The organism is Lactobacillus sp. HBUAS51381, from assembly GCF_012641095.1.
Taxonomy (GTDB): Bacteria; Bacillota; Bacilli; order Lactobacillales; family Lactobacillaceae; genus Levilactobacillus.
The window spans coordinates 67,022-90,718 of record NZ_JAAVSC010000008.1 but is presented as its reverse complement, the minus strand read 5'-3'; the positions used below and the strand labels follow the sequence as shown (position 1 = coordinate 90,718).

Here is a 23,697-nt window from a genome sequence, read left to right as displayed (position 1 = left end):
ATCCGCTGTCTCAAGCCTGAAATACGATTATCAAGTTCAGCATACCAGTATTCGCGGCAAGATACCATTTACCGCCCAAACAACACCGACGCATTAAAAAAGGCACTTACCAAAATCGTAAATGCCGCGTCGAAAATATTATTTATCAGACTTTTGATAGTGAAAGACAATCGCATACAGTCCAAAGTTCAAAATGCTTAACGTAAGAATCAATCCGAATGCCAGTTGACTCCCCAACGCCGTCTCGTGCGCGTAGGACATCCCACTGACCTTCACGGAAGACATCAGCGCCGCCAAGATCGTCGTCCCCACCGAACCGGCGAACTGCTGGCCCGTATTGTAAATGGCGTTGGCATCCGCCCGTTGACTAAAGTCGACTTCCTTTAATCCATTGGTCATGGTATTTCCAAAGGCCATCGACCGCCCGATACTGAAGATGACGTAGAGAATCGCAATCACCACAACACTGAGTCGCTGACCCAACAGGGTAAACCCGGCGGCAGCGACTAGAAATAGGCTACTTCCGAGTAAAATCGGCAACCGCGCACCATACTCATCCAGCAGATGACCAAACCAAGGCTGTAAGATTGCCGTGACCAGGCTACCTGGTAGCAACATCAGTCCCCCGAATAACGAGCTAGCCCCCACGACAATCTGGGCATAGTTGGGCAACGCAAAGTTAATCCCAATGTTACAGAACTGAAGAATGACGTAGGCAACAAAGCTAAACGTAAACACGGGATTCCGAAAAATCTCCAATTTTAATAATTGACGTTCACTGTGTTTCGCTAATAGGATGTATCCGGTCATCATCACGATGGCCAGCAGAATGCCCCCCAAGAATTGCCAGCTTAGCCAGCCAGCGGACGTGAAGCTATTCAATCCCATGGTGAAGCTAACGAAGGCCACGGCCAACAGGCTAAATTGACCCCATACGAAATGAACCTTCTTGACGGGAGAGAACTGGTTAATCGCGCCCACCCCGAGTAGGAGAATTAGGGCTTCAACCGGTAGCGTGGACCAGAAGATTAAGCGCCAGTTCCCTAACGACGCCATGATCCCGCCGAAGGTTGGCCCACTAGCCGGCGCAATCATCAGAATCAATCCAGCTAGTCCCATGTAAAAACCTAACCGAGAACGGGGAACACTTTCCAAAACAACATTAAACATTAAAGGAATCGCGATTCCGGCACAACCAGCCTGAATTAACCGGCCGAACAAAAGAATCGGAAAATTCGGTGCGAGCGCACAAATTAGATCGCCTAAAATAAAGAGCGAGGCCCCCGCGATAAATAATTGCCGGTTCGTAAATCTTTGCTTTAAGAAGGCTGACGTAATCATCAGCAGTGCCACCATTAACAGGTAGCCCGTGGTAATCCACTGAACGGTACTTAAAGAAACGTGCATGGTACGCATCAAGGTCGGGAACGTCACGTTCATGGAAGTCTCGACCAGAATTCCCAGAAAGGCCATAATCGCTACCGCAAAAATAGCAATCAAATTTTGACGAGAAATTTTATCTGGGTCTTTTTGTGCTTGCGTCATTTGAACATCTCACTTTCCTACAATAACTCGTTACTTACTATCATACGCATTTTTTCAAAAATTTTCATGGGAACTTTGCCATTAAATCGGTTGCAGAAAGCCCTTTATCTCGGGAATTTCCGTTAAAAGTCAAAAAAACTTTGATGTAAACCATTACATTTGGTTTTGACCCTTGACTTTGTTTTCAGAAAATCATACGATGTTCACGTGAACAAAAGAGAAGAGAAGAAAGAAAAAGAGGTATTTATATCATGCATGTATTTAATCGCGTTTTAGTTGTTGTTGCTGCCGTTGCTGTTTTGGGTTCCGGAATCTTTGCTACGCAAGCCGTTGCTTCAACGACTAACGACAACGCATCCGCACAACAGACCTTATCACAAACCTATACCCAACTCGTTCAAAAGCAAACTGAACCACTGAAGTAGTTCAGACTTAGACAAAAAGCTCTCCCAATTTTGGGAGAGCTTTTTTCATAAACAATTTTATTCAAGAACCGTGGCACCAACCTCAGATTGGGTCATAAATTCCTTCATCCGTGAAATCATGTCGTGAACCACAACCCGACCGACCTGCACTTCTTCAGTCGTCCCAATCATATTAAAGCCCAGACTTAGCTGACCTTTAAACGTGCTGCAGGCAACTTGAAACATGGGGGCATAGCGGAAGGACCCCGTCATCAAGCAATTGGTGACCGTGTTCTCCGCAAATTGGAGGCGTGAATCGTCAATAATGCCAAAATTAGTGAAGGCAATTGCCCGAACGTGATAATTGGCTTCCACAATCTCTTGGAGCTTCTTAATCGGTTCCGTTTGATACTGCGCCATCAGGGATCGAACGGAATCCAAGAACTGATCGTGATCCTTTAAACGCTGCATCTCCACGTGCATCTTCTGAACGGAAACGGAGACCGCTTCGTCCTGCGGTGAGTGGATTGCTGGATTAAACCGGGCCGTGTGATTGGCAATCCGCAGTGCCGCCGGTTCCTCATCAATCTTTTGTCGCATATCCGTTGGGCAAGGAATCGCCAGCTCATCGCCACCCTTGTCGAAGGCCTGAACCGCCTTCCCAAAGGTTGTCAACAGAACATCGTTTACCGTAACGCCTTGCGCGTGGGTCGCGTTAATCAGGCTCCGCGTCAAATCCGGCGTTAACCGCCAACCACTAACGTTAGGCAAGGGCTGTTCTCCGGTCTCATTGGTCAATTGTGGCAGGGCCAATGGCTTGGCCGGGTGATCGACATTTCCTTGCTTAGCCGCGGCCGGGTGCGTCTTCAAGAGCGCCTTTAACCAGTCGAGATTGACCACGTTAACCACGCCATCAATCGCCGTCGCACCTTGACTATAGCACTTACTCAACAAGTACAGGTACTGCTTGAAGCCACTGCCATCGGTCAAAATGTGACTCATGGTTATGGTTAGACGTTGACCACGGCCGGCCGGTTGAAGTTCGAACCGCACTTGGGCTTCACTTTCCCAATCCGGTGTCGCATCTAACTGGGCGTCGGCAGGTAAGACCGCCAACACCTCGCTGCCATCCTTGACGACCGGTCGCCAGCTGTTATCGCTCATCTCATAGCGACAGAACAGCTCAGGGACGACCTTTGCCGTCAAATTAATGGCCTTCACCAACCGTGCTTCATCCAACGGATCACTAAACGTCAACTGACACCGAATCACCGGATAAAGTTGCTTAAATCCAATGGTATGCAAAATATTCAGTGGATTTTCATTCATAAGTGCCTATTCCCCTTCCACGAAAACGAATTCATTACTTAATTTTAGGTATTCTTGATCCAGAACACAAGTCGCCACGTGACTCATGACGAACAAAAAGCCCCGCCGAACTCCCGTATGGAAGTTCCTGCGAGACTTTTTTCGTTCGTTCTAGTTCTTAACCGTCAGCTTGCCGAAAATTTCGTCAGGCGTCTTGTCTGGGAAGAACTTGAAGAAGTTGTAAGCATTGTTGTAGCAAATGTTTTGAACAACCTTCCCCAACATTTCTTCATCGTCAGGTACCCGGCCTTGTTCAGCCAACTTACCATAGAAGTTGCAGAGAACACGACGGAAGTACTCGTGACGTGGGTAGGACAGGAAGCTCCGTGAATCAGTCAGCATCCCAACGAAGTTAGGCAACAGACTTTCTTCGGCGAAGACCCGCAATTGTTCGTCCATCCCTTCGGCAGTATCGTTGAACCACCAGCCGGCACCGAGTTGCAAGCGTTGTTTGCCGCCTTCTTGGAAGGCACCCATCATCGTTGCTAATTGCATCCAATCGTTGTCATTCAAGGAGTAGAAGATCGTCTTTGGAATGTCATGGGTGATTTGCATCTTGGTGTACAACTTGGCAATTTGGTCCGCAATATCAGGTTGCGTCCCAACGGCATCATAACCGGTATCAGGCCCTAATTTGTCGAACATTGGCCGGTTAAGGTCACGGATAGAGTTGATATGGAACTGCATCGTCCAATCAAATTCCTTGTTCAACTTCATTAAGTTTTCCAATAAGGCAGTTAAGTACTGGTCAACTTCCTTAGGCGACAATTCTTCGTTGTTGACACCCTTATCAAAGATCGCGTTCAGCTCGCTGTCTGAAGCTTCGATGAAGTGATAAGTTAACAGAGAATGGTCAGACAGACGGCCGCCCATTTCATTGAAGAATTCAAACCGTTGCTTAACAGCATCGATCATCGTCTTGAATGAAGTGATCTTGACACCAGAGATGTCACCCAATTCCTTCAGGTAGTCAGCAAAGCCATCACGATCCACTTGGATCAACTTGTCAGGCCGCATAGCTGGTAAGGTCCGGAAGCCGTTTTCAGCTTCAGTTTCCTTCAACAGTTTGTGGTAGTGCAAGTCGGAGGCTGGGTCATCAGTCGTGCAGACAGCCTTAACATTGGAGTTCTTGATTAAGTTCCGTGGTTTGAACGCATCAGTTTGGAGTTCAGCGTTGGCTTTCTTCCAAATAGCAGGTGCGGTCTTCCGGCTCAAAACATCGTCAATGTGGAAGAAACGCTTGAGTTCCAGGTGGGTCCATTCGTAGAGTGGGTTCCCCAGAGCACTTTCGATCGTTTCAGCCCAGGCCAAGAACTTCTGATATTCATCGCCGTCACCAGTGATGAGTTCTTCAGGAACCCCGTTGGTCCGTTCTTGACGCCACTTGTAGTGGTCACCGTAAACGCCTTCGTTTAACCAAATCCGCGTAATGTTAGGGTAATTCTTGTTTTCATAGATTTCCTTTGGGTTTAAGTGACAATGGAAGTCGATGATTGGCATACCCTTGGCATAGTCGTTGAAAAGTTTCTTGGCCATGTCGTTGCCGAGTAAGAAATTGTCGTCCAATAAAGCCATCAGGATATTCCTCCTTGTAGAGTTGTACTAACTAGCCGTTAAACTAAGATTAGTCTTCGTTGATTTTTGGTTCGTACTTAGCTTGAACTTCAGCCTTGGACTTTGCCAAACCTTGGAGTAAGTCGAGGTGTTCTGCAATGTGGATGTTCAAGTACTTGTCGTACAAGTCTTGGTGTTCCTTCAAAATCTTGAAGAACTTGTCACGGTAAACGTACTTGTAGCTCTTTTGAGCGTTCAAGAGTGAACCGTACATCGTGTGCAGAACTTGACGAGAGTCATCGCCGTCCAGCAAACTCATAACGTTGGATTCGTTGATCGTTTCTGGCTTAGGTGCAGTCCCATCGGTTTGCGCATTGAAGACGTAGAATGAAGCAACGTCATCCAAGTTGTCGTAAGCAAACTTGTAGAGTTGAACCATGAACTTAGGATCGACATGGGCAATAACCCGGAGAGCTTCCAACCAGTTAGTCCCAGCGGTCTTAACGTGCCAGCCGTGTTGCTTGGAGATCCGGCCAATGATTTCGTAAACGGAAAGCTTGTCGGAACCTGAGTGAATACTCAACTTGTAGCCGAACTTTTCAGCAATAGCTTCGTGAACCACGTATTCACGTTCGAAGCGCTTAACATCACCGATGTAGTCGATGGCCTTCTGGAATTCACCGTAGAACTTAGGTGCGATGGTTTCAGGAGTAATGCCTTCACGATGTAATTCGTTAGCAAAGAAGTAGTGGTTTGCAGGCGTCGTAGGAACAATCGTTTCATCCATAGAAATTTCGAAGTCCAAGTTGTAAGGCACGATAAACTTGTGGTAGATGAAGATCGCATACTTAACAGCTCCATAGAAGATCAGAACTGATTCTTCAACGTCACGCTTGGAGAAGTGAACGGAAGCATCGTCACTGATTTGGAACGTCTTGTCCAAGTAAGTCTTGTTGAAGCGTTCTACTAAGTCATCATCCAAAGCGTTGAACTTTTCATCCAATTCTTCGTCAGAGAACTTGGCAACTTCGTTATGAATCTTTTCGGTAGCATCCAAAGTAATCATGGTGCAACCGGCTTTAACAGCGTAGTCAACTTCGTGTGGGTTCTTAACGTGGTCACCATCATCAACCCAGCCATCAGTGTAACCTTCTTCAAAGACAGCCCAGCCGGCATCCAATAAGACATCGGTTTCGGTACGGTTCATCAATAGTAATTCACGAATGGATTGTTGTGCTAAGACTGGTACAATGCCCCGGCCCTTGAACAACCGTAAGTGGGCGTTAGAAGCGTTGCCTAAACGGTCACCTAAACCAAAGGTGTACTTGTAACCATGACGTGACGTTGGCTTGATCCAAGCAAAGCGCTTAGCCAGTGCCCGCCAGTTGGTTTCGTTTAAGTCACCAGTGATCAACGTCTTGTTGTGATCAACGATGCTTTCCTTGGCGTCAAAGTCCTTGACGTCATCACGATCTTCGTAAACAACCAAAGTCTTGGCCGTTTGCTTGTTGACGGTTTCATGTAAGATGAAGTAGACGTTGCGGCGATCTACTTGAATTGAAGGTGCGTATACTTCTTTATCTGATAAGCTGTCATAGTTACCTTGGGCAGCGATAATCTCATAGACATCTGAAACTAACTTTTGTAAGTCCATTGATATAACCCTCCATAATGTAGTTTGATAAAGTTTTTAAAAACCGTGATCCCAAATTATTTAGTGTGACGTTTAGTTCTTATCCTTGTCGGTAGCTTTGCTTTCACCGATCTTGCCGCCTTCCCAACGACCATGGTCAAGGTCATCGGCAATTTCACCGAAGCGCTTGTCATCCAGTTTGTATAAGAAGCCGATAACAACTGCGGCAATGATTAAGCAAAGACCAGGATACAACGTCATAGCGGCCTTGATACCATTTAAGGCACGAGGAGTTTGCGTTGCGTTGGCAACGTAACCCGTTAAGGCCAAGACACCGGCACTAACTAAAGCAGCCAGTGATTGTGCAATTTTCCGTGAGAAGTTAAATGCAGCGTATGTAATAGCTTCCTTACGGACACCTGAACGCCATTCACCAAAGTCAATCGCGTTGGAAACCATGGCCCAAGTAATCCCGTTAGGAATAGCTAAAGCCGTGTAACCAATGGTGACTAAGACGATAAAAGTAATGACGTTGGAAGGCAAGAAGTAGTTCAAAATGTTCGCGATGGCCCCAACAACGAAACTCCACATTGCAGTCCGCTTTTGGCCAAAGTGCTTAGTCAATGTAGGAATCATAAAGACCCCAACGATTGAGCACCCCATCATAATCGCGTTGATGATTGGCTGAAGGCCGATGTTACCTAAGTTGTACTGTGCGTAGAACACCATCATTTGGTTGTTCGTGTTCATCGCGGAAATCGTGAACAAGGTCATCAGAATCAAGGCACCTAAAGGACCGTTCTTAAAGATAACTTTGATGTAATCTTTGAACCCTTCCTTTTTGGCGGCTTCACCAGTTGCCCGGTGGACCTTAACATTTTCCTTAGTCCCAAAGTAACAAACGGCAAACATGGCAATCCCGATGACAGCGAAGACTGCGGCTGCCCAGAAGTAACCGTGTTCTTCTTTGACACCAGTGTTCCCGTTAGCAATCAATCCCATCAAAGGAATAAAAGCAACCCCGGCGATGAATTGGGCACCGACGGAACCAACTTGACGAGAAGTCGCCATGAAGCTCCGGTCTTGCGAATTCCGGGACATAACGGAAGCCAAAGAACCGTACGGGTCATTGGTAAATGAATAAACCAGGCCCCAGATCATGTATGCAGCATATGCGTAGATGATCTTTTGGACCCCAGTGAGACCAGATGGCATCGTAAACGTTACGACGGTCATAATCCCTAAAATGATGGCTGAAATCATCATGACCGGACGGAACTTACCACGTTTACCGATATTCTTCCGGTTATCAATCACTGAACCGGCAATTGGATCCATAAACGCATCGAAAATCTTGGTGAAAGCAAAAATTCCAGCGACCGCTCCGGCACCGATACCACACGCATCGATCCAGAACTTAGTCAAGTATGCTTGCCCAAGGTCAAACATGAAGCCGTTACCAAAGTCCCCAAACCCGTAGGCAATCTTTTCATGAGTAGGAATCCGCTTAGAGGAGTCATTCATCATTTCTCCGTCTTTAACTGCGGGTTTTGGACTTGTTGCTGCTTCTTCGCTCATTTGAGCACCTCCTTGAATCTGCTTCAAACCATTAAAGGAAATCGCTTACAATTTTGATACACACGTTAACACAAATTATCCTGGGTTATCACGTGGCATCCCTATTGATCGCTAGTTTCCACAACAAATGTTAAACGTCCGGGCTCCTAACGACACATTAGTAAGCGCTTTCCTTTAACAATGTCTATACTATCACAAACTCATGCACACGTTAACAATTTTTTTAATAAAAAAAGGATTATTTTCGCAAATCCTTTACAGAATCCCGGACTATCAACGTTGGGACGATCACTTTTTTTATTGGATCCGTCATTGAACCGTCCAATAATTTGGTCAGCGCGTCAATTCCCTCTTGCACGATATTGTCGGTTGGCTTCCGCACAGTGGTCAAACGGGGAACCAGGTATTTCGCATAACTCATGTCATCATAACCAATGATGGAGAGGTCATCTGGCACGGAATATCCGAGATCCTGGCAGGCCCGCACAGCACCGGCCGCCATATCATCGTTAGACGCGAAGACGCAGGTCGGCGTATCCATGTTCCCCAGGATGTTCCGCATGGCTTCGTAGCCGCTGTCTGGCAGGTACGTCCCCTGTTGGACCCATTCTGGCTTAACGGTGGCGTGACTCGCCGCTGTGACGTCCATAAAGGCCTTCTGCCGGTCACGGGTAGACACGAAGTCGCTGGCTCCCTTAATCAACCCAAACTTCTGGTGACCCATCCGTACGGCATATTCCATCAACTTCCGTGCGCCCAAGTAATCATCCGTCGTAAAGTTTGAAACGTCCTCACGGGCAATCTTACGGTTCAAAATGACCACCGGCAAGCCCCGTTCAATCATCATATTGATAAAATCATCATCGTTGATGCTCTGACTGACCACGATGGCCCCGTCGTATTGGTGACGACTCACGGCATTACTGCCATTCAGCGCCTCGATACTGTCGATTGAGATGGAGTACCCCGCAGGCAGCGCTTCCTTGGACCGGTTAATCACATCGACCAAGAAACTCGGCGACGTCCCCGTATCCAGTTCAGAGAAGAAAATGCCAATAATAAACGACCGCTTCTCAACAAGTCCTTTAGCATTAATGTTCGGCACGTACCCCAAATCATCCGCAATCTTGCGGATTTTACGCTTTGTTTCTTCTTTGACTAAGGGACTATCGTTCAGAGCACGTGAAACCGTGGTATGTGAAACGTTAGCGCGCTTAGCAATTGTTAAAATCGTTACCTCTTCCACTATCCTGTTGCCTCCCTGTTACGATCATCAATTGCTCGACTCTCTTTTTTTGCAGCTGAGCGGGTTAACTTAAGCACGCCTTGAGACTTTCTAAGGTGTTGACGTTATCTGCGGAACTGCTAATAAACCTACTATAACAAAACCGTCGACCAAATACAGTGTTTTCGGCCGACGATTTCATTGTTTTATTAAATTATGATGTTTGTAAAAATTGGTCTAGCTGTTGCCGAGTGGGATAACCATCGTTGTCACCGGGACTCTGGACCGCCATGGCCCCGATCGCATTCGCCCGTTTCAAAGCCACCGGTAGTGGTTGCCCCTCTAGCAGACTGGAAATGAGGCCCACGGCAAAACCATCCCCCGCTCCCACAGTATCAATGACCCGTGGCACGGTGAAGCCCGGGACGGTAAATTGACGGCCATCTTTTAACTTGGCGAAGGCCCCCGCCGCTCCTAGTTTCACGATGACGGCCTTAGTCGTGACGCCCTGTTGCAGGTAGAAATCCGCGATGGCTTCCGGTGCCTGCCGGCCAGTCAGCGTTCGGCCTTCACTCAGCCCCGGCATCACAATCGTACCGTAACGGGCCAGATCATTGGTCACCCGAATCATCTCTGCTTGGGATGCCCAAAGGGTTGGCCGTAGATTGGGATCAAAAGTCACGGGAATCCGCTGGTAGACCAGATCCGCATTGAGCTGCCGGTAAGCCGCCAAGCAATTGGGCGACAACGCGGCAAATATTCCCGAGAGGTGGGCGAACCGGACATCCGCCAGGTTCACCGTCGCCAAGTCGGCTGGTTGATAGTTCGACGCTGCCGATCCCTGACGAAAATAAGCGACGGCCGGATCGCCTTGGGTGACCCGTTGCTTGAGATAAAATCCCGTTGGTCGTCCCGGCTTCGTGAGCATAGCGGCATCCGCCACACCATCCGCCCGTAAAACACGTCGTAAGTACACCCCAAAGGGATCGTCACCGACCGCGGAAACGTAATCAACTGGGTGACCGAGCCGCGCCATGCCAATAGCCACGTTGAGTTCTGCCCCAGCGGAAAATTTCTGAAACCGCTGAGCTGTGGCCAAGTCAACGTCGCTCTCCTGAGATTCAAAGACGACCATTGGCTCGCCAATCGTTAGTAGTTCACCCATCGCTGACACCTCCCCGTTAAGACTTGGAAATGGCTTCCCAGAGTCCGTTCAAATAGGTCAACCCCAGTGCACGGTCGTACAAACCGTAGCCGGGACGCCCCGCTTCACCCCAAATATCACGGCCGTGATCGGGACGAATAACGCCGTCAAAACCGGATTCATGAAGAGCTTTCATAATCGCATACATATCCAGTGAGCCTTCACTGGACAGGTGCGCCGCTTCCCGGAAATCGCGACCATTTCCGGTGAATTTAATATTACGCGCATGAACAAACGGTACACGTCCCTGCGCCACAAATTCACGAATAATCGCTGGAATATCATTGTCGGGATTTTCACCCAGACTACCGGTACAGATGGTAAATCCATTTGCCAGTGACGGATTCATCGCCACGATGGCCCGCATATCGGCGGCATTCTTGAAAATCCGCGGCAGGCCAAATAACGGCATTGGCGGATCATCGGGATGAATGGCCATCTGGATCCCACAGTCCTCACAGACCGGCAGAATCGCATCCAAAAAGTACTTGAGATTAGCCGCCAACTTAGGTGCATCGACGTCAGCATACGCCTTAAACAATTGCTGAACCTTGGCCAATCGTTCCGGCTCCCAGCCTGGCAGGCTAAAGCCGTTATCGCCGCTTTGAATCTGCTGAATCAACGCTTGTGGGTCTTCTGCCGTGTAGCGTTCTTGAAACGCCAACGTCTTGGACCCATCCGCCAGTTCAAAGTGCAGATCCGTGCGAATCCAGTCAAAGATCGGCATGAAATTATAACAAATGGTTTTAACCCCCACTTTAGCGAGGTTGCGAATCGTTTGCTGATAATTTTCAATGTAGCGATCCCGTGTGGGCAAGCCAATCTTGATATCGTCATGAATATTCACGGATTCAACAATCGTAAATTTTAATCCAGCTGCCTCAATCTGTGCCTTCAACGCCTCAATCTTTGCCAGTGGCCATACTTCGCCAACCGGGACATCGAAGAGGGCGCCGACAACCTGTTTGGCGCCCGGAATCTGTCGAATATCTTGAAGCTTAACGACGTCCTCATCAGGGCCGTACCAGCGAAATCCCATTTCCATCTCTTACTCTCTCCTTTTGATCGTCGCGTCTCACGCCCGGTCCTTGGCCACAACTGCGCACTGGCTAATTTTACACCACTGCCGCGTCGTCCAGGTTACCGCAAGTCATTCATCGCGACTTGATCCATATCATCATACGTTTGGTTTTCACCACACATTGCCCAGATGAAAGCGTAATTCGTCGTCCCAACCCCACAGTGAATGGAGTAGCTGGGGTTCACGACCGCTTGATCCTGCTTCATCCAAATGTGCTTCGTGTTTTCTGGGGTGCCCATGAAGTGGGAAACCCGGGTATCGGCGGCACCAAATTCGCAGTACAGGTACGTTTCCATCCGCCGTGCGTGTGTGTGGGCGGGCATCGTGTTCCAGGAATTGCCGGGCTCCAATACTGTGTAGCCCATCTGCAACTGACACGTCTGCATGGTTGAAGCATCGATGTATTTGTGAATCACACGCTTGTTCATATGTTCTTGGTCACCCTTAGGCATCGCGATGGCGTCCTTGTAGACCAGCTTCTTATTCGGGTAAGTCTTGTGTGCTGGCGTAGAAACGACATAAAACTTCGCCGGCGTCGTTGGGTCGATGGAATCAAAGACCACGTGTTGGGTGCCCATCCCGATGTAAAAGCCATCATGTGGCGCAATGGCACTCTCTTCGCCATCAATGGTAACCGTCCCGGCACCACCGATGTTAATGAACCCTAGCTCCCGGCGCTCCAGGAAGTATTGAACACCCAGTTCCTTGTCCAGCTTGATTTCTAAGGGACCGTGAACGGGCGTCACCCCACCAAAAATCATCCGGTCGTTGTAGGTATACGTCAGTAAAATGTCGTCAGGACTGAAGATCTTCTCCATCAAAAATTGTTCGCGCATCTGGTCCGTATTGTAATGGTCGATATCCTCGGGACTGTGTGCGTATTGCGTGGTCATATTGAATGCCATCATATTACCTCCATATAGTAGTTTTTAACCAACTAATGAATGCTCTTTTCTCCGTTCAGCTCACATACCAGTTTAGCACATGCTGACGGAAATTCCCTCTCATCAATCACCGGCTTAAGCGGCCCTCGGGACACGATCAACCTTCTTGTAACTTGTTTCACGTTCAAGTCATTTCGTGGATTGGCTTGAAAAGCCGGCTAATCAGGCAGGCATCCCGAATTTAGAACCCCAGCCAGCACTGGACTGAAAGCGCATTCATTTAAAATGTTAACGTGTTCATTATACTGAATTCCCCGTCGCATTACCAGCCTACCACCGCAGCCCGCAAAAAAATCGTCGCCGATGGTTAACGTCATCAACGACGATGTCCTTTGCTTAAATATCCAAATCGGTTTTGTCACTAGGGCTAACATTCATGAAGTACCCTGGAAATTTATCCAACAGATACTTGCGCTCCTGGAGCATCAGCCGCAAGTGGGCCGTCGTCTGGAATCGTACGTCTTCCAGGTCACGCCGATACACAACATCCAAGAGCCCCTCGTGTTGTTGTAAAATCGTCTGCCAGTTAAGTGCATTAACCTTTAGGCGAATCCAGCGGAAGCGGTTCAACTGCATGTTAACCGTCTGTAACCAATCCCAGATATTGTCACGATTAGCGATCGTATAAAATCTGTGGTGAAAGGCCTCATCGAGATCAAAGAAGGTATCCGGATCACCCTTCTGAATCGCAACAGCTTGCTCCCGTAAATTCACTTTTTGCTCGCGATAGGCCGCATCGGTCATCATCGCCGTGGCTTCTAGCATAATCTCAACTTCGACATTTTGCCGGACGAACCGCGCATCCTTGGCCTTTTCCATGTCAATCTGTGAAATATACGTCCCACTCTGCGGAATCACGTCAATGAGACCATCCCGTTCGATTCGAATGATGGCCTCTCTGACGGGTGTCCGTCCAATCCCCAATTCCTCAGAAATGGTCTTCTCAGAGATCTTCTGGCCGGGGATAAACTTATTGTGCATGATCCGGTAGCGAAGCTCAGAGTACGCTTCATTCCGCATATTCTTCGTCATTTGCTGCATCTCAATTACACCTCCTTATAGTGTTCACCAATTTACTTGTATATTAGTTTAACACAGGCGGCACTGATTTTCTCTTGATTTTTAACGAGTGGTTAAGAACTTCACAATTAGGTAAAACGATTAACGTTGCGTGCAATCAACCGTTCTCACAACTTAGCCTCCCGCTAAATTTAATCTTAGACTTATCGTTTCGCTAACAAACTAATGCCTTAGTTAATCACTAATCACTAAATAAAAAAGACGCACCCGCTGAGGTCCGTCTTTCCATTTTACCCAACTAAACCAATAAATCTTTGGCATCTGACAGCACTTCGAGTTTCAAATCGACACCCGCTTCGTTTTTAACCCGAATCAACGCCTGTTGCGTTTCACCATCGTAGAACCAACCCTCATCTGCCGCTAAGAAGTCTTCTCGTTCCAAGAATTGCGGTACGGTTCGTTTCTGCCAGCGGATCGCCAGCGGCGCAATCGTTGGACAACCGACGTGGAAGGTATACCGCTGTAGTTGATCTGGATAATCACCCCGTTTATCCAGCGTAATCGTGGTGGTCTTTCCAGGATTCAACGTCATGGTCGTGGTTAGGTATTGCCCGTGTTGATAGGCCAAGGTCGTGCCATCGTCATCATACAAAGTAAATTGTGCCGCCTCAGATGGCGCAATCCAGATATCCAAGTCGGTAACTACATCTTGGTGAATATTCATCAAGCCCCGACTCTCCGGAATGATTCCGCCTGACCGCAGAAACATCGGAATACTCCCCAGATCAACAGGCAACGTAATCGTCTGGCCACCCTGGTAGTATTGATGATGTTTCAAATCGTACCACGTTGCCCCCTTTGGCAAGTAAATCGCCTTCTGGGTCTGCCCCTTGTCGACCACGTTAGCGACTAACAGCGACGGCCCTAGCATAAATTCAAAGCTCTCCTCCGCCACGGCCGGATCGTCTTGAAATTCATACACCAGCGGCCGCATAATGGGCGCCCCGGTGACAGACGCTTCATGCAAGAGCGCATAGAAATACGGGACCAGCCGATAGCGGAGTTGAATCGCATCCCGAATATAGGACGTATAGCTGGCATACATCCACGGCTCCGTCACGGTATTATCCGTGTTGGACGAGTGAATCGAAAAGCGTGGTTGGAAAATCCCATTCTGTACCCACCGGACAAAGAGTTCTGGCTTGGGGGCTACCCCAGCAAATCCACCAATATCACAGCCTTGGTTGGCCACACCAGAGAGCCCCATTCCTAGAATAGTGGGGATATTATACTTTAAATTGGTCCAGTTGGTCTTATTGTCTCCAGCCCACGTCTGCGCATAACGTTGAATCCCCGCAAACCCCGAACGGTTAATCAGATAAGGCCGGACCTGGCCGTCATAAGCGGCGATGGCTTGTTTGGCGGTCTTAGCCATCAACGTTGGCATCAGTGGCCGTAACGCTTCGATCTTTTGACCGTGACCCTCCGCACTAACCTGTGCTTGCTCCTGATTAATTTCGAATTCATTGTTATCGTTCCAAATCGTGGTCATTCCCAAGGATAAAAGCTGTTTCGTCATAAATTTCGACCACGTCTTCCGGCCATCTTCGCTCGTAAAATCAACGAAGTGGGCGGTTCCGCCCCAGAAATGTTCCGTTTGATCCGCTTGGCCATCCGGCGTTCTGATGTACGCATGCGCCTGAGAGAAGTCTTGTGCATTCGGATGGGATAACAACATACCCGGTTTCACGTTGGGCGCAATCAGTACCCCTCGTTTCTTCATCTCATCCACAAAATCTTGCGGATTCGGGAAACGGGTCTTATTCCAGTTAAAGACGTAGCGTTTTCCATTCGCACCACTCGTATATCCCGAAGACAGGAAAAAGCCATCGATTGGAATCTGTTTTTTCTTACAAGTATCGACAAATTTCAGAATTGCTTGATCCGCATCTTGCGGAAGTTCCGTATAATACATGGTTGATCCCATATATCCTAACGACGCCTTAGGCATCATGGCCGTCTTCCCCGTCAAATCCGTATAGTGAGCCACCACGTCTTTAATCGTCGGCCCACCGATGAAGAAGCAGTCTAGATCGCCGCCATCGCATTCAAAAAAGCTGTAGCGACCCCAGTTCTGACTGTGCTCACTGTCCATATCGAAGACAGAATCATAGGCATTGTTGTAAAACAACCCGGACGCCACATTCTGCTGCTGATTGAAGTCAATGTAGAAGGGAATCATCTTGTACAACGGATCAGACTTGGTCGCATCCCAGCCCAGCGCATCCGTATTGTGCATCCGCATCCGACGGCGAACTTTATTGAGTTTACCCGACTTTTCGCCAAATCCGTAGAAGCGGTCACTCTCCCCCATCGCGCTGTAGTGAAACGACCGTCCTTTACTGTCTTGCCAGAAGGTCCGTCCCGGTAAATCTTGATGTAGAATGTGTCCCGCCAAATCACTGATTTCAAAGCCAAACGGTGCCTTGTTAATCGTCAACGTATAGCGCGCGGTAGCCACCCGATAGGCGACCTCATCCTCCTGTACATTTAAGGGCAAAGGCTGAACCCGCTGCCGTTCGTCGGCCATAAAGTCATCTGTCTGATCAGCCCACGCCGTCTTGACCAGCGCATACGAGGCCTCCGGTGCAAACTGCGCGGCGAAAGTCCCCCGTAACCGAATAATATTATCGTCCAACAAGTAAATCTGAAATTGTGCGCCATCTGTTTGCACCAACAGGTAGTCGCCACAATTTTTAACTGCTGTAATCTTTGTACTCATTTTCATTGCCAATCATACCTTCTTGTCCCGATTTCAATAACATGGCCCATAGTAGCGTTCAGTGTAAGCGCTGTCAAATCGTTGTTGCACAACCTTTGTTCCTTTCACTTGTAAATTACCGATGAGCTAGCAGCCACTCAGTCCTTGTGCTGCAAGGCTTAAGCAGCCTCAAATTTAGTCGTCAAACACAAGTGAATTCACAAAATAATTTATTTGCTCGCGCACGAAAACTATTCGAAAATTAAAACATCGAACTGTCACCAAGCCTGACAATCCGATGCTTATCTTTACAGTTTTCTGTTAAAACACCTGCTGATACAACACCGCGGCCGCAATTGCCCCGGCCGTCGGTGCCACGATGGGGACCCAGCTGTAATTAAACTGCGAACTGCCCTTGTGCGGGAACGGCCAAACGGCGTGGAGGAGCCGCGGACCAATGTCACGGGCGGGATTCAACGCTGGTCCGGTCGGCCCGCCAAAGGAGACGACCAAACACATGACCAGAAAGCCCAGCCCAATAAAATCGGCTCGCGGATCAATCTTATCTGCGGTCATGCTGACTGCCCCCAAGACCAGTAGAAAGGTGCCGACAAACTCGTTGATGAAGCCGTTCAACTGACTATTGGCCGCATCAATCGTCGAGAACGTCCCGAGGATGGCCTCGGTATCGGTCGTTCGGTCGTAATACGGCTTGTACGCTAAGACGATGACGAGTTGGCCAATGATGGCCCCCACCGTCTGCGCAACGATGTAGGGGACGACCTCCTGCCAAGGAAAGTTCCCCGTAACGGCCATCGCCACGGTCATGGCCGGGTTAATCTGGGCGCCGGAAATGGTGGCGAACATCAACGCCGGGATCATCACCCCAATACCATACCCAAAACCGATCAAAATCCAACCACCGTGGTAGCCCTTGGTGCCCTTCAATTCAACGTTGGCAACCGAACCGTTACCCAGCGCGACCATGACAGCCGTCCCAATCAGTTCGGCCATACACCGAACGAACAATGAATCATGCATACATTCCTACCTCAATCCTATTTTCTGGTTTATCCTGCCAAAAATGGTCGCGTTCGTGGCAAACCAACGAACGGGTCAAAAAACAGCAGCATCACTATCATCCCCCTATCCCCACACGCTTTCAACAATTTTTTCATCAATTCACACCATAATTTGAAAATTATCCCAAAATTAGTTCAGAATTACCGTGTTAACTCCGATTATCACCCCAAAACCCATCCTTTTTCAGACCGCTTTCAGGCTAGTCGCCGCTTTGCATTGTCCTTACAACCACAAAAAATGCGACCGACCTCCCCTCTCAGGAAAGTCAGTCGCATCAGTTTTAAACCTATTTCAGTTTACGGCAACCCTAGTCTTCGTCAAAGAAGCCAAAGTAGTCATGGGCATTGTTGTAGGAAATATCTTCCACAATCTTGCCGAGGTAATCGTAGTCTTCTGGAACTTGACCCGTCGTGACCCATTCACCGATCAAGTTGCAGAGAACCCGCCGGAAGTATTCGTGCCGCGTATAGGACAGGAAGCTCCGAGAATCGGTCAGCATCCCGACGAAGTTAGGCAATAAGCTTTGTTGGGCCAAGATGTTCAGTTGGTCATGCATCCCATCACGGGTATCGTTAAACCACCATGCACAGCCCAATTGCAGCTTTTGAACGCCGTCGCCTTGGAAGCTTTGCATCCCGGTTGCCAATTCCATCCAGTCGTTCGGGTTCGTGGAGTACAGAATGGTCTTAGGAATGCTGTCTTCTTCAGACATGGCACTCAACAGCTTCATCATTTCGCCGGCAATACCTGGTTGTGAACCCATAGAGTCCCAACCCGTGTCGGCACCCAACTTACGGAACATTGGGCCGTTGGCGTTACGCAAGACGTTGATGTGGTATTGCATCGTCCAACCAAACTTTTGGTTCAACCGCATCAGGACCTTCAATAACGTCGTCTGGTACTTGTTGACTTCGTCGTCGGTCAAGTGTTGGTTGTCTTGACGTGCCTTGGCCATAATAGCATTGAATTCGTCATCCGTGGCTTCGGCGTAGTGGAAGGTGTTCAGACCGTGGTCAGACAAGCGCCCACCCATGGAAGCGAAGAAGGTAAAGCGTTGTTCGAGGGCCTTGGTCAATGACTTCAGGTCAGTGACCTTTACGCCAGAAACTTCACTGAACTTGTCCATGTATTCGCCGTAATTCCCTTGGTTGATCCGAACCAAGTTATCTGGACGCATAGCGGGTAAGACCTTGAAGCCATTTTCTTTTTCTTCGGCCTTCAGCAGCTTGTGGTAGTGCAGGTCAGAAGCCGGATCATCCGTCGTGCAAACCACCTTAACGTTGGCATTCTTGATCAAGTTACGTGGCTTAAAGTCGTCGGTTTGGAGTAAGGCGTTGGCCTTCTTCCAAATGGCTGGTGCACTCTTTTCGTTGAAGACTTCGTCAATCCCGAAGAAGCGCTTCAGTTCCAGGTGAGTCCATTCGTAGAGTGGGTTCCCAATGGCCCGGTTAATCGTCTTTGCCCAAGCCAGGAACTTCTGGTATTCGTCGCCGTCACCGGTGATTAATTCTTCCGGCACCCCATTAGCCCGTTCCAAGCGCCACTTGTAGTGGTCACCGGCATTGCCGTCATTCAACCAGATCCGGGTGATGTTTGGATAGTTCTTGTTTTCGTAAATATCCTTAGGGTCTAGATGACAGTGATAGTCAATGATCGGCATTTTTTCAGCATGTTCGTGGAACAATTTCTTAGCTGGTTCATTTGTCAGTAAAAAGTCTTCGTTCAATAAAGCCATAACAAAAGGTCTCCTTTAATTTTGATCAAAATTATTGGTGAACAGTTTTAAACGCTATTTATACGACAGCCGACTTAATCGCCGTCTCAATCAATTTTTCGCATTCTTTTCCCGTAAAATGGCCGCGTTGGATTCAACCCGCTTCTTGTTCAGTGGATAGAAGAATAACATGACGAGGGCCGCCAATCCACAGCAGACCGCTGGAATTCCGGAAGCCAGATAGTAGATCCGGTCAATGACTTGTTGGGATTGTTCCGCACCACCGGAAGTGGAGGAAACGTAGCCAATCATCGTCAGCATGAACGCACCGAAACTCCCACCCAGGGCTTGCGCCACCTTACGTGCGAAGGAGTTCACGCCATAGATGGTCCCATCTTCACGAATCCCGGTCGTCACCTGTTGGTTATCAATCACGTCGGTAATGAAGGCCCAGACCATCAGGTTAAACATGGCCGCACCCAGACTTCCGAAGAACAGGAAGACCAGGTAAACCACAGCACTACTGGTGTGAATAAAGACCAGAATCCCGTACACAATGCTTGCGAAGAACAGGGAAACGGTCGTCACTTCTTTTCGACCAAACTTCTTCGTAAAGTACTGGGCGAAGGGTGCCAACAACAGCACCGTCGCGAAGTTAAAGATCAGCGCAATGGACATCGCACTACTATTCTTAAAGTAGTCATTGAATAGGTAAGAAATGTTCGTTCCGGATAAGTTTTGGTTAATGACCAAGATGATATCCAAGACGACCAGGATGACTAACGCCCGGTCCGTAAACATATCCTTCAAGACGGTTCCCAAAGGCACCGATTTGCTCCGTTGGGTTCGAACCCGTTCGGTCGGTAACTTACTGGTTAAGATGTAGCAGCCAAAGCCTAAGATGGCCATGATTGAAGCCACTAACCAGAAACGGACACCATCAATCTTCTGTGAAGCCCCGACGTACATGAAGATCGGCACCACGAAGCTGACGATGGCACTCCCGGTCGCGGAACCCAGACTCCGCCAAGTCGACAGCGACGTCTTATCGTTGGGCGAGTCGCTCAACGCCGAAGCCATGGACCCATAAGGAATGTTAACGGTGGAGTAGAAAATCCCCCAGAGTAAGTAAGTGATAAAGACATACGTTATCTTGACTGGAAAGGCCAAGTCTTTAACGAATGGCACAAAAACCAAGATTGTCGCAATCAACAGCGGATACTTGAAGCGGGCAATCCACGGAATAAACCGCCCACTCTTGTGTAACTTACTACTGTCGACTAACCGACCAACAGTGATATCAGCAATGGCATCAATAAACCGGGCAATCAGGAACAACAGTCCCACGGTCACCCCCGATAATCCCAACACGTTGGTGTAAAAGATCATCAAGAAGGTATTCACAACAGCGAATGAGAAGTTGTTCCCAACATCCCCTAAGGCATACCCAAAACGGTCTGCCCAACCAAACGGTTTCGAACGATCAATACTTGTTTTTTGTGTATCCATTTTTCCAACCTCCGGCAATTTTGCCAAGATAAATTTAAAAAGTGAGATGCCGCAAATATAGCAAATACTAGATTTAGATTGAGATTAAGTCCTTCACACTGGACTCAATGCTCAACGTGATGTCTGAATCGCTTACATTATTAAATTTAATGATAACTTGACGCTTTTCGCCATCGAAGAACCAACCTTCAGTGGCGGCATTGAATTTATCAAATTTCAAGAACTGTGCCAGTGGCTGTCCTTGACGTTCGATGGTCAACGGCGCGATGTCTGGACAGCAGACACGGAACGTGTAGCGCTTCAGCTTGGAATCATAGGTCCCTTGCTTATGCAACTTAATTAACGTTTGGTTCTGACTTGGTCGAACGGAAATATCCGTTGTCAGGAAGTCACCGTGCTTGTAGCTCATGCTCTTACCATCATCTTCGTACAACTGGAAGTCACTCGCTGTGGTGGGTTCAACCAACACGTCTAAGTTTTCAACCGTATCGTTGTGGATATTCATCAAGCCCTTGCTTTCAGGAATGATACTCCCCGTCCGTAAGAACATCGGAATGCTCCCCAAGTCAACCGGCACCTCAACGGTTTCGCCACCATTGTAGTAGTGATAAGTGGTTAAATCATACCAATCGGCACCCTTTGGCAGGTAAACTTCCTTAGTCGTCTGACCCTTGTCCACCACGTTGGCCACCAGCAGGGAGGAGCCCAACATGAATTCAAAACTCTCTTCAAAGGTCTTCGGATCGTTTTGGAATTCATAAACCAGCGGTCGCATGATCGGCGCCCCCGTCACTGAGGCTTCATGCAACAGTGAGTAGAAGTACGGAATCAATTGGTACCGCAACTGAATGGCATCGCGAATGTACTTGGTGTAGCTCGGGTACATCCAGGGTTCCGTGACGGTGTTGTCATCGTTGGATGAATGAATCGAGAACCGTGGCTGGAAGATCCCGTTTTGAACCCACCGCACGAATAACTCTGGTTCGGGTGCTGGTCCATCGAAACCACCGATGTCACAGCCTTGGTTAGCCACCCCGGAAAGTCCCATTCCTAAAATCGTCGGAATGTTATACTTCACGTTTGTCCAGCTGGTCCGGTTATCCCCGGCCCAGGTCTGCGCATACCGTTGAATCCCGGCAAAGCCGGCCCGGTTAATCAGATATGGCCGCACGTTAGGATCGTAATCGGCAATCGCCTTTTGAGCGGTCTTGGCCATCATGGTTGGCATGATGGGTTTAACCGCACCAATGGTTTCGTGAACACCATCGGCTTCGACTCTCGCCGCCGTTTCATTAATTTCATATTCGTTATTATCGTTCCAGATACTGGTGATGCCCAGTGATAGGAGTTGCTTGGTCATGAATTTCGACCAGGTTGCCCGACCGGCTTCGCTGGTAAAGTCAACGAAGTGGGCGGCCCCGCCCCAATATTGGTCTTCTTGATCTTCTTGGCCATCCGGCGTCTTGATATAGGCGTCAGCATCGGCAAAGTCCTTGGCCAATGGGTGGGTAACCAGCATCCCTGGCTTGATGTTAGGGGCTAGTAAGACACCCTTTTCTTTCAGCTTATTCACGAAGTCTTGAGGATCTGGGAAGCGGTCTTTATTCCAGTTGAAGACGTAGCGCTTACCGTCCTCACCGGTCGTATAACCGGAAGACATGAAGAAGCCATCGCAAGGAATATCATTCTTCTTGCACGTGTCAACGAAGTCCAAGATCGCTTGATCGGCGTCCTTGTCGAGCTCCGTATAGTACATGGTGGACCCCATGTACCCCAACGAAGCCTTTGGCATCATGGCGGTCTTCCCCGTCAGATCCGTGTAGTGTTTAACCACATCTTTAATGGTTGGCCCGGCGATAAAGAAGACATCCAAGTCCCCACCGTCACATTCGAAGTAACTGTAGCGGTGCCAGTAGTTACTGTGTTCGCTATCCATATCAAATGTCGAATCATGAGAATTGTTGTAGTAGAGTCCCGAAGCGACGTTCTGTTCGCTATCGAAGTCAATATAGAACGGAATCATCTTGTACAAAGGATCAGACTTAGCGGCATTCCACCCTAGAGAATCGGTGTTGTGCATGCGCATCCGGCGTTTAAACTTATTCAGTTCTCCGGACTTTTCACCGAAACCATAGAAGAAGTTGTGGTCACCCATCGTACTGTAGTGGTACGAACGACCCAAGTCATCTTGAAGGAAGGCCCGTTTTGGTAAGTCTTTATGTAAAACGTTGCCTGCCTTGTCGAATACCTCAAAACCAAAGGGTTCCCGATTGATCTTTAAGGTTAAATTCTCTGTGGAGACCGAGTAGCTATCCGCATCTTCCTGTAGGTCGAGGGGAAGCGGTTGAACCCGTTCCCGCTCACCCGCCATTAATGTGTCGGTCTTATCTGCCCATGCAGTCTTGACCAAAGCATAGGATGCTTCTGGAGCAAATTCATCCTTGAACGTTCCCCGCATCCGGATAATGTTATTATCCAGCAGGTAAACTTGGAACTGGGCGCCATCCGTCTTAATTGCCAGATAGTCGCCGCGGTTCTCCGCGGACTGAACCTTGCTGCTTAACTTCATTAATCTCACTCCTTGTCCAAAAAAGCTGTCTTTGCCTGATACAACCACCCAATCAAAGAATGTGGCCCTTACAATTGAAATAGTAATATACCAGTTCTGCCAACACCCATATCTTACTAGTTAGTGAAAGCGCTGTCAACGGACGTTTCGTTCAATTCGTGTTGCGTAGTCTTAGGAAACCACCTTCAGGCTTGCTGTTAAGGGATTCGGCATTAAATGACACCGCTAATATTTTCACAAAATAATTTAATTTTTGGCGCCTTTGTCCTTGAAAATGATTCTGTAAATTGGCGCCATGGGTCGTTAGCCCCCGTAAATTCCCAAAATTTTCCCCTCCGTTCCCTACCAAACCGCCAGACTTAAATACCAGTTTATTAATCCTTTAATAAAAACGGCAACGCACCTGACTATCGGCGTTACTACCAGGCTTCAAACTGAGTCGGCGGACCACTTCTCAAATCGCAATTGGCCGTTGCTCACTAAATTTACGGACGCAGCAAAAAAG

The 23,697-nt window shown here is 48.4% G+C and carries 16 protein-coding genes; 1 reads left to right on the top strand and 15 read right to left on the bottom strand.

Going from position 1 to position 23,697, the window contains the following annotated elements; genetic code table 11:
• Positions 1-138: 138 nt before the first annotated feature.
• Complete coding sequence (locus HEQ50_RS04585) at positions 139-1,545, bottom strand: MFS transporter (protein ID WP_168899344.1); 1,407 nt, start codon at positions 1,543-1,545, stop codon at positions 139-141.
• A gap of 251 nt (positions 1,546-1,796) precedes the next feature.
• On the opposite strand from HEQ50_RS04585, the gene HEQ50_RS04580 reads away from it, so the two are divergent.
• A complete protein-coding gene (locus HEQ50_RS04580) occupies positions 1,797-1,970 on the top strand; it encodes a hypothetical protein (RefSeq protein ID WP_168899343.1) in 174 nt (57 codons plus the stop codon).
• 57 nt (positions 1,971-2,027) lie between these two features.
• On the opposite strand, the gene HEQ50_RS04575 is transcribed toward HEQ50_RS04580, so the two are convergent.
• The 14 genes from HEQ50_RS04575 to HEQ50_RS04510 form a co-directional block, all read right to left on the bottom strand.
• The gene (locus HEQ50_RS04575; RefSeq protein ID WP_168899342.1) at positions 2,028-3,278 is read right to left on the bottom strand and encodes a hypothetical protein; all 1,251 of its coding nucleotides are present in this window, start codon (positions 3,276-3,278) and stop codon (positions 2,028-2,030) included.
• Positions 3,279-3,428: 150 nt separating this feature from the next.
• Entirely contained in the window at positions 3,429-4,892 is a 1,464-nt protein-coding gene (uxaC, locus tag HEQ50_RS04570; RefSeq protein ID WP_168899341.1) for a glucuronate isomerase, read from the bottom strand.
• 49 nt (positions 4,893-4,941) lie between these two features.
• The gene (locus tag HEQ50_RS04565; RefSeq protein ID WP_168899340.1) at positions 4,942-6,525 is read right to left on the bottom strand and encodes a tagaturonate epimerase family protein; all 1,584 of its coding nucleotides are present in this window, start codon (positions 6,523-6,525) and stop codon (positions 4,942-4,944) included.
• 72 nt (positions 6,526-6,597) lie between these two features.
• On the bottom strand, positions 6,598-8,082 hold the full coding sequence (locus HEQ50_RS04560) for a glycoside-pentoside-hexuronide (GPH):cation symporter (protein WP_168899339.1): 1,485 nt from the start codon (positions 8,080-8,082) through the stop codon (positions 6,598-6,600).
• Between the two features lie 238 nt (positions 8,083-8,320).
• The gene (locus tag HEQ50_RS04555; protein WP_168899338.1) at positions 8,321-9,328 is read right to left on the bottom strand and encodes a LacI family DNA-binding transcriptional regulator; all 1,008 of its coding nucleotides are present in this window, start codon (positions 9,326-9,328) and stop codon (positions 8,321-8,323) included.
• Positions 9,329-9,521: 193 nt separating this feature from the next.
• Positions 9,522-10,472 carry a sugar kinase gene (locus HEQ50_RS04550; protein ID WP_168899337.1) on the bottom strand — a complete coding sequence of 317 codons (951 nt, stop codon included), beginning with the start codon at positions 10,470-10,472 and terminating at the stop codon, positions 9,522-9,524.
• Between the two features lie 16 nt (positions 10,473-10,488).
• Complete coding sequence (uxuA, locus tag HEQ50_RS04545) at positions 10,489-11,556, bottom strand: mannonate dehydratase (RefSeq protein ID WP_168899336.1); 1,068 nt, start codon at positions 11,554-11,556, stop codon at positions 10,489-10,491.
• 95 nt (positions 11,557-11,651) lie between these two features.
• Positions 11,652-12,497, bottom strand: coding sequence for a 5-dehydro-4-deoxy-D-glucuronate isomerase (kduI, locus tag HEQ50_RS04540; protein ID WP_168899335.1), 846 nt, complete (start codon positions 12,495-12,497; stop codon positions 11,652-11,654).
• 375 nt (positions 12,498-12,872) lie between these two features.
• Entirely contained in the window at positions 12,873-13,577 is a 705-nt protein-coding gene (locus tag HEQ50_RS04535) for a GntR family transcriptional regulator (protein ID WP_211089201.1), read from the bottom strand.
• A gap of 277 nt (positions 13,578-13,854) precedes the next feature.
• Positions 13,855-16,344, bottom strand: coding sequence for a TIM-barrel domain-containing protein (locus HEQ50_RS04530; RefSeq protein WP_168899334.1), 2,490 nt, complete (start codon positions 16,342-16,344; stop codon positions 13,855-13,857).
• A 294-nt stretch (positions 16,345-16,638) separates the two neighbouring features.
• Positions 16,639-17,358, bottom strand: a complete 720-nt coding sequence (locus HEQ50_RS04525) for an MIP/aquaporin family protein (RefSeq protein WP_168899333.1) — start codon at positions 17,356-17,358, stop codon at positions 16,639-16,641.
• A gap of 349 nt (positions 17,359-17,707) precedes the next feature.
• Entirely contained in the window at positions 17,708-19,135 is a 1,428-nt protein-coding gene (gene uxaC / locus HEQ50_RS04520) for a glucuronate isomerase (protein WP_168899332.1), read from the bottom strand.
• A 90-nt stretch (positions 19,136-19,225) separates the two neighbouring features.
• Positions 19,226-20,623 carry an MFS transporter gene (locus HEQ50_RS04515; protein ID WP_168899331.1) on the bottom strand — a complete coding sequence of 466 codons (1,398 nt, stop codon included), beginning with the start codon at positions 20,621-20,623 and terminating at the stop codon, positions 19,226-19,228.
• Between the two features lie 73 nt (positions 20,624-20,696).
• Entirely contained in the window at positions 20,697-23,192 is a 2,496-nt protein-coding gene (locus tag HEQ50_RS04510) for a TIM-barrel domain-containing protein (protein ID WP_168899330.1), read from the bottom strand.
• Positions 23,193-23,697 lie beyond the last annotated feature (505 nt).